A 14,107-nucleotide genomic window follows, 5' to 3' on the forward strand; every position below is an offset into this window, starting at 1 on the left:
TTATTTTATTATTGTTTTTATTTGTTTCCACTCTTTCCCTCCAAAAGGAGCATCATTTTGCTGAATCCTACCTGGAGTACTTCTTCCGTCTTCAATATATTTTACAAGAAGTGCATGAAGTTCTGTTACCCTCTCTGGCTCTTCATAAACTAAATTGACACTCTCTTTAGGATCTTTATTAAGGTTATAAAGCTGTAACGGTGGTAATTTTTCTATCCCTTCAGAATTTGGTTTAGGACTACTCCAACCACCAGAACCTGGACAGAATATTAACTTCCATTCCCCTTTTCTTATAGCAAAACTTCCGTTTATAGAATGATTCACTATGGCTTCTCTACCAAACTTATCCTCATCATTATTAAAAAGAGGTAACATTGAATAACTGTCTTCTCCTTGATTATCTTTAAGTTGAATGTTTAAAATATCTGCACATGTAGCCATTAAATCTGTAGTACATACAATTTTATCTGTCGTTGTACCAGCCTCAATAACAGCTGGCCATTTTACTATAAAAGGTACTCTATGTCCTCCTTCAAATATATCTGCTTTATGACCTCTATATTTATAACTAGGATAATGATTTTTAGCCTGTAATTCTTCAATTTTAGCAGCTGGAGAACAACCATTATCACTGGTGAAAATTATCAATGTATTTTCTTCGATTCCAGCTTCTTTAATCGCCAAATTTAGTTTCCCCATATAATCATCTACAAGCATCACAAAATCAGCATAAGGATTTAATCCACTTTTACCTTGCCACTCTTCCGTAGGGAGAATTGGTGTATGTGGAGATGGAAGTGCTAAATATAAAAAGAAAGGTTTTCCAATATTTGCATGATCTTTAATATAATTTATAGACTTTTCGAAAAACAAAGGAGTTGTTTCTTCATGAACAAAATCCACTCCAGTAGGGCCTTCTCGCCACCATCCGTATTTGGTTTCACTTATCGTTACTTTATCTGGTTGTGCTGTTACATTATCATTTTCAACATAAACATACGGCGCCATATCCAAAGAACCAGAATGTCCAAATGAATATGTAAACCCTAAATCTTTTGGAGAATTAGAAATTGGTTTGGTAAAATCTATATTGTCATAATCTGTTGGTGTCCATCCTTCACCTCCAATACTATCTCCTTCCTTTAATGCCCAATCCCAACCTAAATGCCATTTCCCAATGAATGCAGTTTCATAATTCTGAGCTTTTAATAAGGAAGCAACCGTAGTCCTATCATTAGGAATTAATGCTTTTGAGACCCCAGTTAAGACACCATTCTTAAGAGGACTCCGCCAATTATATCTTCCTGTAATAATACCATATCGCGTAGGAGTACATACTGATGAAGAGGTGTGAGCATCTGTAAATTTAAGTCCCTCATTAGCTAATTCATCTATGTTTGGTGTTTGTATCTTACCCTCTGGATTAAGCGCACTTATATCGCCATAACCCAAATCGTCTGCAAGCACATATATTATATTCAAATCAGAACTTACTTCGCTAACCTCTGCAATTTTATTTTTCTCCTTACATGATGAATATAAAATAGAAGCTCCTACTATAAAAAATAATACTTTTTTAAATCCCATTATTTCTTCTTTTTAGTTTTTAGAGATTTTAAAAGTCGATGCTAAATGTGAAGGCAATTGAGAATATTTAACTTTTTTAGTATCTACAATCATTTTACCATCTCTATAGGTCCAGTCTAAATCTAAATCAGTTCCTACAAGTTTTACTTTTGAATTATTTCCTGGATTTGGAATCTCTAATACTAACTCCTCATCTGGCCACTGTAAACTCACTGCGTAAATATTCCCGTTATTTTGGGTATAACATAAATACGTTTGCATAGAACTATAAGAACCTTCTATCCCATGATTTTTTAAAGCTTCATCTTTGTAAAATGCTGAAGCAGGAATAACTGTTTTGTCACTATCTTTTGTACTCCAGTATATAGAAACGTGCGCGTTTTGTTTCTTTTCTACATATTTAATTTTAACTGTATTTGCTTTCCCTTCTTTTAAAGTTACAACACCAGAAGTTACCGCTCCAGTTTTTGCTTCCATTACTTCTGATTGACTCCCAGTTTCTTGATAATTCTGATTTACAACTAACTCATCATTTATCCAAATAGCAACAGCATCATCCGCCTTAACCTCAATTGTATACTTTCCAGATTTAGGAGCAACGAGATACCCATCCCAATCTACTGTAAAACTATCTTCTTTTATTCCTTTTAAAGGACTATTTCTCACCCAATTAAAGTCAATTTTATCATCTACTCTTTGCTTAGTAACTTTCTTTTCTTGCTCATGGACACTATAAGGCGTTGCTCCATATATTGCTTCTCCATTTATTTTTAACCATTTTCCTAAATCTATAAGTCGTTCTTGTTGCAATAAAGGAATCTGACCGTCTGCCTTTGGACCGACGTTTATAATCATTCCACCCCCATTGGCTACAGTTTGCACAAACCGATGAACCAATTCTTCTGAAGTAGTATACGCTTCTAATTTTTCGTTTCTATTTAATCCAAAAGAACGCCCTAATCCTCTTACTTCTGCCCACGGACGGTCTGTTTCTTTTATTCCTGCACTATATTCTGGTGTTAAAAAACCAGTATCAAGACCTCTTCCCCATCGATCATTCACAATTGCATCACTACCAACTAAGTTATAATACCAATCTATAAGTTCTGGGGCATGCCACTGCTTTGCTGTATTAAACCATTCCCCATCAGAAAAAATTAAAGAAGGTTTATATGTTTTTACCACCTCTTTAAACTGAGGAATCATGTACTCTTCTACGTATTTCCCTATACTATCGTTAGGATCTGTATACCATCTGTGCAATGGATGGTTCCATTCTGATAACGAATAATATAATCCCATTTTTAATCCTTCTCCTCGAACAGCATCTGTTAACTCTCCAACTATATCACGCTTTGGACCCACATCTACAGAATTCCAATTCCTATTATATTTACTTGGCCATAAAGTGTATCCATCATGATGTTTAGATACTAAAACTACATATTTAGCACCTGCTTTTTTAAAGAACTGTGCCCATTCTTTAGCATCAAATAACTCAGCTTTAAAGTGAGGAGCTAAATCTTTATAAGTTGCTTGTTCTCCATAATTATCTTTAAGATAATTAGTCCTCAAAGTATCTCCAGTTTGCAAGCCTCTCAAATACCATTCTGAATATGATTCTGCTCCTCCATATGCTGGAACGGAATACAATCCCCAATGTATAAAAACTCCTAATTTCGCATCTTTAAACCATTGTGGATAAGGTCTCTCATTAATTTTATCTATTAATTCTTCGTAATTTCTATCCTGAGAAAATGAAAAAGAATAAAAAAGAATACTGATTATTACAAGAATTTTTAAACGCATATTATCCATTTAATGTTACAAACCCTCCATCTATCGGGAAATTACTACCAGTTATAAAAGAAGCTTCATCGCTACATAGATAAAGCGCCATATTTGCTATCTCTTCAGGAAGTCCCATTCTTCCGATTGGTTGCGTTTTAGAAAGTTTATCAAACATTTCTTCTTCTTTTCCTGGATAGTTATTCTTAATAAATCCATCTACAAACGGAGTATGCACTCTCGCTGGAGAAATGCAATTACATCTAATATTATGATCTATATAGTCTTTTGCTATAGAATACGTCATTGTTAAAACTGCTCCTTTTGACATTGAATAAGCAAACCTATCTGAAATACCAACAGAAGAAGCTATGGACGCCATGTTAATTATTGTACCTCCTTTTTTTTTTAAAAACGGAATTAAAGCTGAAACGCAGTTATAAACTCCTTTCACATTTACATTATAAACTCTATCTAAATCACCTTCAGACGTGTTTTCTACATTACCTACATGGGCAATCCCCGCATTATTAATTAATATATCAATCGTATATTGAGAAGCTAATTCTGTAATTACCTTATTAACTCCCGCATTATCTGCAACATCACATTTTTTCCAGACACCTTTACCTCCATTTGCCTCAATTTCAATGATAGTATCTTCAGCATTTTTCTCATTAAATTCTAAAATACACACAAAAGCACCATGCTTTGCAAAATTTAAAGAAATTGCTTTTCCTATTCCGCTTCCGCCACCAGTAACAATCGCTACTTTATTTTCTAAACTAAAACTCATTATATATTTTTTATTATTTGAAAAAATCTCTTATATCCATGACTTACAATATTACTGGAACTAGCATAAATCTTCCACCTAAAAAAAAGCAAACTCTAATACTATTTTTGCCTTTTGATGACAAATTTCGAAGATTTTACATATAAAAGAACATACACCTTATCAGTAATAAAATGATAAGTCAATATTTCTCCACAATTACACTTCTTATATATACTTAAAAAAGCAAAAATTAGAAACTACTAACTGATTAATATATAGGATTCGAAAGTTAAAAATTTACATATATTTATACAATCGATTGTATAAATATATAGTTTTATTATTATATTTGAGTTATCATTAAGTGATTTTCACTTTTATTGATTTTTGAATAGTAAACTAATTACAACTAAACTTATGATTACGAGGGTAAAAACTTTAATTGCACTGCTTCTAATATTTCAATTTATTGGATGCAACGACAATAAAGAAACTAAAAAAGAAGACAAGAGATCTATTGTTGAAAAAAGTGTTGATCAGTATGACACTGCTTATACTGAAATAAATAAACATCTGGAGATGAAAAGATTCATCCCTAGATCTATTAAAAACAATGCTATGAAATACGTTGGAGCTTATGACTGGACGAGTGGATTTTACCCTGGCACATTATGGAATTTATATAAATTATCTGGAGATAATAAATGGAAAGAACGCGCTACTATTTATACCGAAAAATTAGACACTATTCAATATTGGGAAGGAAATCACGATGTTGGTTTCATGATAGAATGTAGTTTTGGTAATGGAATAAAATATGCCAATATAGAAAAATACAATGATGTAGTTGTACAGACTGCAAAGTCTTTATCTACAAGATATAGACCAGACGCAGGAGTTATCCAGTCTTGGGGAAGTAACAAAAAGTGGGATTGTCCAGTTATTATAGACAACATGATGAATCTAGAGTTATTATTTAATGCTACTAAGATTTCTGGAGACTCCACTTATTACAATATTGCTGTAACACATGCAAATACAACCATCAAAAATCACTTTAGACCAGATTTCAGTTCATACCACGTTGTTGACTACAATCCTGAAACAGGAGAAGTTAACAAGAAAAACACACACCAAGGATTAAAAGATGAGTCTGCTTGGGCTAGAGGTCAAGCTTGGGGACTTTATGGATATACTGTAAGTTACAGAGAAACAAAAGATCCTAAATACTTAGAACAAGCACAAAAAATAGCAGAATTCATTAAAAACAATCCAAATTTACCAAAAGACAAAGTACCTTATTGGGACTATAGCGCTCCTGCCAGCGAAGAAACTCCAAGAGATGCATCTGCAGCAGCTATAACTGCATCTGCATTATATGAATTAGCTACTTTCTCTGAAAACGCTAACAAAAAAGAACATAAAGATTTTGCTGATGAGATTATGAGTAGTTTATCATCTCCAGCATATTTTGCAGAAACAGGTACTAATGAAGGATTTTTACTGAAACATTCTGTTGGAAGTATTCCTCATGGAGCAGAAATTGATGCCCCGTTAAATTATGCAGATTATTATTACACAGAAGCTCTTATTAGAAGAGGAGAGTAAGTACCACACATTAAATATCACATGAAAAAGGCTTCCAATTTGGAAGCCTTTTTCATGTGATATTACCTTAAGAAGACTAATACTTAACTTTATAATCTTTCTTAACAGACTTTCCTTGCCATGCCTTTTTAGAAGTCCATTCCTCATCTTCTGCTGACCAAAACTCATGATCAGATGGCAAGCCTAATGGCAAGAAACTCAACGTAGTCATATACAAGCTTCCTGTAGACGTATAATAATCTGCTATCTCAGGCTGATGTCCACGGAACCCTAAAAGCAACCAATCATTATCGTCAAAAACATCATCTACTAATAAGTTCTTTGTTATCTCAGTTAAAGCACAACGCACTTGAGCTGGAGAGACAATCTCTGGTAAAATATCTCTTTGTGCTGCCATTGCAAGCACTTGAAACGCTGCAGTCCTATAAGTAATAGACCTTCCTATAACAGGAAAAGTACCTTCAGGAGAAATCATTCGTTCTTGTAATTCTGCATAACGAACCATACGTTTTACTGCTGTATTATAATCCTCCTCATAAGAATTGTCAAAATCCTTCATAACCTCCAGCACTTCCACAAACATCGGATGCATCACATACGAGTTATAATAATCAAATGCAAAATGAGGACCATCACTATAGTTTCCATCACCTACATACCATTCCTTAAAACTTGAAATTGCTTTATCAATAGACTCTTTATCCCAATCATCTTCTCCAGCATAACGTAAAAATGCCTCTGTAGTCGCTGTAAAAATCAACCAATTATTATTAAATGCTTTTCTAGTCCTTAGCGCTTTAAACTCTGTTATCAAACGCTTTTTTGTAGTATTATCTAATGGATCCCATAAAGCTTTTGGAGCTCTCAATAACCCCTGAGCTAAAAAAGCTGCATCAACAATAGGCTGATGTTCTGTTCTAAAATTTAAATAATCTGGACTACTTGGATTAACTCCGTTTTTAACAGCCTTATAATACAGCTCCTTTAACTCTTCTCTTTTCTTTCCTTCTGCTGAATCATCATCAGGAAGACCTAACCATGGCGCGAGTCCAGCCATTGTTCTCCCAAAGGCTTCTAAGTAAGTTACATTTTTTCTTAACCCATAAGAGGGAGCCTTCTCGTTGGGCATATTTTTTACTAAGGTGTTATTAGCTAAGTTGTATAAAACAGGATGTGATATTTTATAAAGGGTATCAACCCAATAACTTCTAACACTATTATCAGAGACACTTTCATCTACTTCATTATTATCGGTAAACCACGACAATGGATTACTCACCAATGGAACCGCAATAAGAGGTACTGTATTTATAAAATTTCTTCGTTTCATTTTTAAAATATTATGGTTAATGATTATTTAACAGGTTTTAAAGGTAATAAATAAGAATATGAAATAAAAAAATAAATACAATCGATTGAATTAATAAAATTTTACATATATTCACAATAAATTAACCAAAAATTATGAATTATATATTTAAAACACCAAAACTACTAGTTATTGTAATATTTTTCATTGCAATAACTTACGAAAATTCTGTGTATGGACATGTATCGAAAGATGTATTATCCTACATAAATGAAGTTCAGCTCACAGTAAATGGATTAGTTACTTCTGAAAATGGAGATCCTATTCCTGGAGTTAATGTAATGATTAAAGGAACATCAAAAGGAGTTCTTACTGACTTTGATGGTAATTACACAATCAATGTTAGTAACTCAAATGCCACTTTAGTCTTTAGTTACATTGGATTTACTAGTCAGGAGATTGTTGTAGGTAATCAAAAAACTATTAAAGTAACCTTAAAAGAAGATGTTTCTCAACTAGATGAAGTAGTTGTTGTTGGCTATGGTACACAGAAAAAAGCTAATTTAACCTCAGCAGTATCAACCGTATCATCCGAAGCTCTTGAAAACAGGCCAGTAACAAATCTGACGAGCGCGTTACAAGGAACAACTCCTGGACTTAACATTTCAAGATCTAGTGGTCAACCTGGAGAAGAAGGATTAAATATTCAAATCAGAGGTATAAGCTCTGCAAATGGAGCTGTAAATCCTTTAGTTATAGTAGATGGCGTGCCTTCTTCCACTAGTGCTTTAAATCAAACCCTAAACCCTGAAGATGTAGAGTCCGTAACCGTATTAAAAGATGCAGCTGCAGCATCTATATACGGATCACAAGCAGCTGGAGGGGTTATACTAGTTACTACTAAATCTGGAAAGTCGGGTAAAACTGTTGTAAGCTATTCAGGACAGATTGCTGGATCTAAACCTGTAAACATGCCCGAAAGACTCTCTTTGCTAGATGAAGCTAATTATTCAAATCTAGCACGTGAAAATGCAGGAATAGGACCCGAATATAATGATCAAGCAATACAAAATATTATAAACGGTGTAGAATATGAGGTAAGCGATAGCAACCCTAATAATTATATTTACTACAATCAGTCTCAAGATGTGAGAGATATTGTACTAAGAGATGTATCCTTACAATTAACACATAATTTAAAAGTAAGTGGAGGCTCTGAAGATATAAAATACCTATTCTCACTTGGATATTTAGATCAAGATGGAGTTTTTAAAATAGGTCCTGATAAATTCAAAAGATATACAAGTAGATTAAACCTTAACGCGAATTTAAATAAATATTTAAATTTAGACTCAAGGGTTTCTTATGCTGTACACAACCGAGATCAACCTTCACAATCTAATTCCGGAAACAACTATGGTCTCTTTCAATATTTACAGACTGTTAGACAAAGATATCCCGTCTTTACTCCCGAAGGAAGATTAGCTAGCGGAGCCAACACTTATGCGCTTTTAACAGAGGGTGGATATAAAGATAAAGAAATTAATGAGTTGGATGGAATCCTAACACTTACTGCTAAAAACTTTATTAAGGGATTAGAAATAAGAACAATATATGGAAGAAAGTTTAGAGCCTATGATAATGAAACATTTAATAGGACGGTAACACTTTGGGGTGCATTTGACCCTATTAGATATTTAAATAATCCTAATTCTTTCTCATTATACAAAGAAACCATAGAGACACAAAATTTTCAGTTTCTTACAGATTATGATCTAAGCTTAAACAAACATAATTTTCATATTTTAGCAGGGTATCAATGGGAAGACTACCGCCTAAGCGGTGTTAATACTTATGCAAGTTCTTTAGTAAGTAATGACCTTCCAACATTAAATACTGGAGCAAGAGAAAGCTATAACAATACTCAGAACATAAGAACCTACGCGGCTCAATCCTTTTTGAGTAGGTTTAGCTACAATTATGATGGTAAATATCTATTTGAAGCTACCATAAGATCTGATGAAACTTCAAGATTAGCACCAGACTCAAGGGTAAATTGGTTTCCAGCATTATCATTTGCTTGGAATATCCATAAAGAGAACTGGTTTTCTGACACACTCCCATTCATAAGCCAATTTAAACCAAGATTTTCATGGGGACAACTAGGCAATGCGAATGGTAATATCATTGGATATTACGATTATCTATCTACACTTTCATCAGGATCTGGATTAGTATTAGGTGCATCAGAAAATAGAACTACATATTTTTATCAAAATGGAGTTCCATCATCAACATTAGCCTGGGAAACAATTGAAACTATAAATTACGGTATTGACCTTAGTCTTTTTAAAAACAGACTACAGACTTCTTTTGACTACTACATCAAGAAAAATAAAAACATGCTTATCCCTTTAGACTTACCAGCTACCTTCGGAGTTAATACTCCCAGAGTAAATAATGGAGAGTTAAAATCATGGGGATGGGAATTAGATGTAAAATATAATGACCGTATAGGTGAAAATTTTAATTGGAACCTTGGGTTTAATCTTTCTGACAATCAAAATGAATTAATTAATTATGGAGAAGGCAGGGATGTTGTAAGACTAGGCACAAATAATCTTATTCAAGGATATCCTATTAGTACTATATGGGGTTATGAAACAAAAGATGGATATATAGAAACCCAAGAGCAATTAGATGCAGCACCTTTTTATAGTAATAAAACAGGAATCGGTGATATAGAATATATAGATCAAAATGGAGATGGTTTAATCAATCAAGGTTCAGGAACAACTGAGGATCCAGGAGACCTTGTAAACTTAGGAAGCACAAATCCTCGTTATTTATTTGGTATAACTGGGGGCGCACAATGGAAAAACATAGACTTTAGCTTCTTTTTTCAAGGTGCTGCGGATAGAAGTTATGCTCCGAATAGGCAAGCAATACAACCCTATGCCTCATCTTGGCTCTCTGCTCAAAAACACCAAGCAGACTATTGGACTCCTGATAACCCTAATGCTGCATACCCAAGACCTTTCTATCAGGGAAGCCATAATTTTGCGACCTCAGATCGTTGGGTATTGAATGGGAATTATATCAGGTTGAAAAATATTCAACTTGGATACTCATTATCACCTAGTACCATCAAACAAATTGGTCTAAATCAATTACGTTTTTATGTTTCTGGACAAGATATCTTAACCTTTTCAAAATTAGGTGTTTTCGATGGTGTTTTCGATCCAGAGCAAAATAATGGGATTAGATCATCTTATCCTGTATTTGCCTATGTTTCATTTGGTATAAATATTTCATTTTAATCGCAAAAACAACACTCATGAAAGAAATAAAAATTATAGTCGTTTTGGTAATAGCTTGTCTCTTAGGAGTCACTTCATGTGACATTGACAGATTACCAGAAACAAGCTTAACCGACCCTTCCTTTTGGAAAAGTGAATCAGATTTAAAGTTAGCTTCTAATTATTTATATACTTTTTTTCCAAATTTACCCGTAACATCTGATGTTTGGTCTGATGATGCTTATGGGACTAGTACCAATAGTATCAGTGATGGATCAAGACTTACACCTTCATCTGATGGTTTTTATGGCACCCAATATAGACTCATTAGAGCAGCAAATAACATTATAGAGAAATCTACACTACTTCTAGATGAAGGTGTTGAAAAGAAAATAGTTGATCGATATGTTGGTGAAGCTCGTTTTTTTAGAGCATGGGGATATTATCAATTATTTCAAAGATATGGAGGGGTTCCATTAATTTTAAAAACACTAACTGAAGACGCCCCAGAATTAGATCAACCACAAGCCTCAAGAGAAGAAGTCATAGATGTAATCTATAATGATTTAGATTTTGCTAGTCAAAACTTACCACTTCCTAGCATGCTCTCTTCTGATGATTATGGAAGAGTGACAAAAACGGCTGCATATGCTTTTAAATCTAGAGTAGCTTTATTTGAAGGTACTCGTTCAAAATTTCATAATTATGGTAATGCAACGGAGCATTTAACAATTGCTAAAAGTGCCGCTTTAGCTGTAATAAAAACTGGAGAACATAATATCTTTAATTCTTACTACCAACTATTTCAATACGAAGGAGAGGGAAGTCAAAATAAGGAAAATATTATTGTAAGAGTATATGGAAAGAGCTTAGAAGACGCTATAGATTCTCACAACTCTCAAAGAATTTTAGAACAAGGAAGAGTTAATCCTACAAAGGCATTAGCAGACTCATACCTAATGTCTGATGGATTACCTATGGATAAATCCCCATTATATCAACAACCTAGTTCAATTAATGGTGTATTTGAAAATAGAGACCCTAGAATGGTGTATTCTTTCCTTAAAACAGGTGATGAGTACATAGGTTCACAGCCAACTTTTAACATACCATCTCTTTCATTTCAAAGAACTGGCTTTGCTAATAGAAGATATACTAATACTAATGATTGGTCTAACCAAAGATCCTTTATTGATTATCCTATTCTACGTTATGCAGAAGTACTGTTAAATTATGCTGAAGCTACCTATGAGTTAAATGAAAGTATCAGCGATGAAGATTTAAATAAATCCATAAACAAACTTAGAGATAGAGAAGATGTTCAACTTCCTGCTCTAACCAATACTTTTATCTCTATTAATAGCCTTGACATGAGAGAGGAGATTAGAAGAGAACGAAGAGTAGAATTAGCTTTAAACGGATTCAGATACTGGGACTTAATCCGTTGGAAAACTGCAGAAACTGAATTGCTAAAACCTGTATTAGGAAACTATTACTTTGAGGAGTTTGGCACACAAGTTACTCCTGAGTTAAATGCCGAAAACTATATTCTACTTCAAACAGCAGATAGAAGGTTTTTTGATCCAGAAAGAGATTACTTATGGCCATTCCCAGTAAATCAAATATCTCTAAACCCTAATTTAGAGCAAAATCCGAAATGGTAACATAACCTATAGCAACCGTTCCAATTATAATGGAACGGTTGTTTTTTTTAATCTACTATGAATTCAATGAAACCAATTAATACACAGTTCTCAACATTAATCATAATTTGCATCACTTTATTTAGCTATGCACAAGAAAAAAGAGACTTTTTGTCTAAGCAATTAATAAATATAGAACAACCTATAACTACTAGCACAACATTTTTTACTACAAAACAAGAAATAACAAAACAACTTAAAGAACTATCCCCTACTCAAAAAGAAACAATAATAAAAAAAGCAAAAACTGCATCTTCATACTCTTGGCCTAGTATTCCTGCTACAACTTACTTAGAGTTTAAGCGTACTGGAAACAGAGATATCATGCAGAAATATCAAAATGAGAAAAAGAAAAATCTACAAAATTTAATTTTAGCAGAACTTCTAGAAAATAAAGGAGAGTATTTGGACGCGATAATAAACGGCAGTTGGTCTCTATGTGAACAAACTACTTGGGTACTATCAGCTCATTTAGCTTCTCAAAAAGGAGGTGCTGGAATTCCTAACATCGAAGAACCAATAATAGATCTTGGAGCTGGTGAAGTTTCAAGTTTATTAGTATGGACGTATCACTTTTTTAAAGAAGATTTTAAAGAAATTTCTCCTTTTCTATACAATAGAATTCCTTTAGAAATAAAGAACAGAATTATCAATCCTTATTTAAGTCGAGATGACTTTTGGTGGATGGCATTTAAAAAGGAAACCTTTGTAAACAACTGGAATCCTTGGTGTAATTACAATACACTGTTAAGCACCTTACTTCTTCAAGATCAAGTGTCCGAAGAAAATAAATCTGAGGTATTGATAAAATCATTAAAATCTGTAGATAAATTTATAAACTATTATAAAGCGGATGGAGCTTGTGAAGAGGGCCCTAGTTATTGGAGCCATGCTGGCGGCAAAATGTTAGAATATTTAGAACTTGTTTTTAATGCCACTGATGGAAAAATATCCCTAAGAGATAATGATCTTGTTCATAAAATGGGAACCTATATAATGGATGCTAATATTGAAAATGATTATTATGTAAACTTTTCGGATGCTTCTGTAAGAGCTAATCCTAATCCCGGAATAATATATAGATATGGAGTTTACACAAAAGATAAAGCTTTAAAGCAATTTGCCGCCTATTTAGCTAATGAAAATTCTTTTTATGAAAACATGACTCACCACGCTATAGATCAAATAATAAATAATTTAAAAATTAAGGATGATTTAAAAGATACTACTCCTGAAAAAATAAATAATCTTTCTTTTGAATACTTAGAAACTGGAATTGTTGGAGGAAGGACTTCAAAAGAAAAAGATCAAGGATTCTTTTTTGCCGCAAAAGGAGGCTACAACGACGAAAGTCACAATCACAACGATGCTGGCTCTTTTATCTTATACTATAAAGGGAAACCACTAATTGCTGATATAGGTGTAGAAACTTATTCTAAAAAAACATTTAGCAAACAACGATATGAAATTTGGACTATGCAGTCTAATTACCACAATCTACCCATGATTAATGGGGTTCCTCAATCTTATGGTCATGAGTATAAAGCCACAAACACAAGTTTTAAAGACTCGCGATCAAAACTTAACTATAATTTAAACATAAATAAAGCTTATCCTGAAGAAGCTTACTGCGAATCATTTAAAAGAAAATACACTCTACAAAGAGGAAGTAATCCTAAACTATATGTTACCGATTCTTATCAACTTAAAGAGTATAGAAACCCTACAGTAGAACATTTTATAACAGCTTCAAAACCTGACTTAATAAAGGATGGCGAAATAAAACTAGATAATAATGTGTTACTACAATATCCGCAAAACACCTTTGAAGTAAACATTGAAACATTGCCTTTAAAAGATAAGAAGCTGCTAAATTCATGGCAACAAGATAAGTTATATAGAATCAAACTTATTTCCACAGACACTAGTTTAACTAATAATTGGAACTTTATAATTAGCGAAATATAATTACGTGAAAATCCAAAATCAACAAGAAGAATTTGGCGGAGATGAAAAAAACAATTAATTTAACGAA

8 protein-coding genes are annotated in these 14,107 nt (G+C 33.2%); 4 read left to right on the top strand and 4 right to left on the bottom strand.

Going from position 1 to position 14,107, the window contains the following annotated elements; genetic code table 11:
• Genes JM658_RS12320 through JM658_RS12330 form a run of 3 tightly spaced genes read right to left on the bottom strand, consistent with a single transcriptional unit; the run spans window position 1 to window position 4,171 of the window.
• Complete coding sequence (locus JM658_RS12320) at window positions 1–1,587, bottom strand: sulfatase family protein (protein ID WP_236959574.1); 1,587 nt, start codon at window positions 1,585–1,587, stop codon at window positions 1–3.
• 12 nt (window positions 1,588–1,599) lie between these two features.
• Window positions 1,600–3,396 carry an alpha-L-fucosidase gene (locus JM658_RS12325; RefSeq protein ID WP_236959575.1) on the bottom strand — a complete coding sequence of 599 codons (1,797 nt, stop codon included), beginning with the start codon at window positions 3,394–3,396 and terminating at the stop codon, window positions 1,600–1,602.
• A 1-nt stretch (window position 3,397) separates the two neighbouring features.
• Entirely contained in the window at window positions 3,398–4,171 is a 774-nt protein-coding gene (locus JM658_RS12330; RefSeq protein WP_236959576.1) for an SDR family NAD(P)-dependent oxidoreductase, read from the bottom strand.
• 399 nt (window positions 4,172–4,570) lie between these two features.
• On the opposite strand from JM658_RS12330, the gene JM658_RS12335 reads away from it, so the two are divergent.
• Window positions 4,571–5,761 (top strand): glycoside hydrolase family 88 protein, encoded by a 1,191-nt coding sequence (locus JM658_RS12335; RefSeq protein ID WP_236959577.1) that lies wholly within the window; start codon window positions 4,571–4,573, stop codon window positions 5,759–5,761.
• A 76-nt stretch (window positions 5,762–5,837) separates the two neighbouring features.
• Here the strand turns inward: JM658_RS12335 and JM658_RS12340 are convergent, their stop codons facing one another.
• Entirely contained in the window at window positions 5,838–7,091 is a 1,254-nt protein-coding gene (locus JM658_RS12340) for a DUF2264 domain-containing protein (RefSeq protein WP_236959578.1), read from the bottom strand.
• Window positions 7,092–7,225: 134 nt separating this feature from the next.
• Here JM658_RS12340 and JM658_RS12345 point away from each other — a divergent pair, with 134 nt between their 5' ends.
• The 3 genes from JM658_RS12345 (at window position 7,226) to JM658_RS12355 (ending at window position 14,040) form a co-directional block, all read left to right on the top strand.
• Window positions 7,226–10,390, top strand: a complete 3,165-nt coding sequence (locus JM658_RS12345) for a SusC/RagA family TonB-linked outer membrane protein (protein WP_236959579.1) — start codon at window positions 7,226–7,228, stop codon at window positions 10,388–10,390.
• Between the two features lie 17 nt (window positions 10,391–10,407).
• Window positions 10,408–12,033: a RagB/SusD family nutrient uptake outer membrane protein gene (locus tag JM658_RS12350; protein WP_236959580.1), complete on the top strand. Its 1,626-nt coding sequence runs from the start codon at window positions 10,408–10,410 to the stop codon at window positions 12,031–12,033.
• Window positions 12,034–12,183: 150 nt separating this feature from the next.
• Window positions 12,184–14,040, top strand: coding sequence for a heparinase II/III domain-containing protein (locus tag JM658_RS12355; RefSeq protein WP_236959581.1), 1,857 nt, complete (start codon window positions 12,184–12,186; stop codon window positions 14,038–14,040).
• Window positions 14,041–14,107: the final 67 nt, after the last annotated feature.

The sequence above is a fragment of the Joostella atrarenae genome (assembly GCF_021764745.1).
Lineage (GTDB): Bacteria > Bacteroidota > Bacteroidia > Flavobacteriales > Flavobacteriaceae > Galbibacter > Galbibacter atrarenae.

Excerpts from the sequence above, each read along its gene's own strand:
- JM658_RS12320 (WP_236959574.1), bottom strand. The coding sequence starts at position 1,587 with ATGGGATTTAAAAAAGTATTATTTTTTATAGTAGGAGCTTCTATTTTA.
- JM658_RS12325 (WP_236959575.1), bottom strand. The coding sequence starts at position 3,396 with ATGCGTTTAAAAATTCTTGTAATAATCAGTATTCTTTTTTATTCTTTT.
- JM658_RS12330 (WP_236959576.1), bottom strand. The coding sequence starts at position 4,171 with ATGAGTTTTAGTTTAGAAAATAAAGTAGCGATTGTTACTGGTGGCGGA.
- JM658_RS12335 (WP_236959577.1), top strand. The coding sequence starts at position 4,571 with ATGATTACGAGGGTAAAAACTTTAATTGCACTGCTTCTAATATTTCAA.
- JM658_RS12340 (WP_236959578.1), bottom strand. The coding sequence starts at position 7,091 with ATGAAACGAAGAAATTTTATAAATACAGTACCTCTTATTGCGGTTCCA.
- JM658_RS12345 (WP_236959579.1), top strand. The coding sequence starts at position 7,226 with ATGAATTATATATTTAAAACACCAAAACTACTAGTTATTGTAATATTT.
- JM658_RS12350 (WP_236959580.1), top strand. The coding sequence starts at position 10,408 with ATGAAAGAAATAAAAATTATAGTCGTTTTGGTAATAGCTTGTCTCTTA.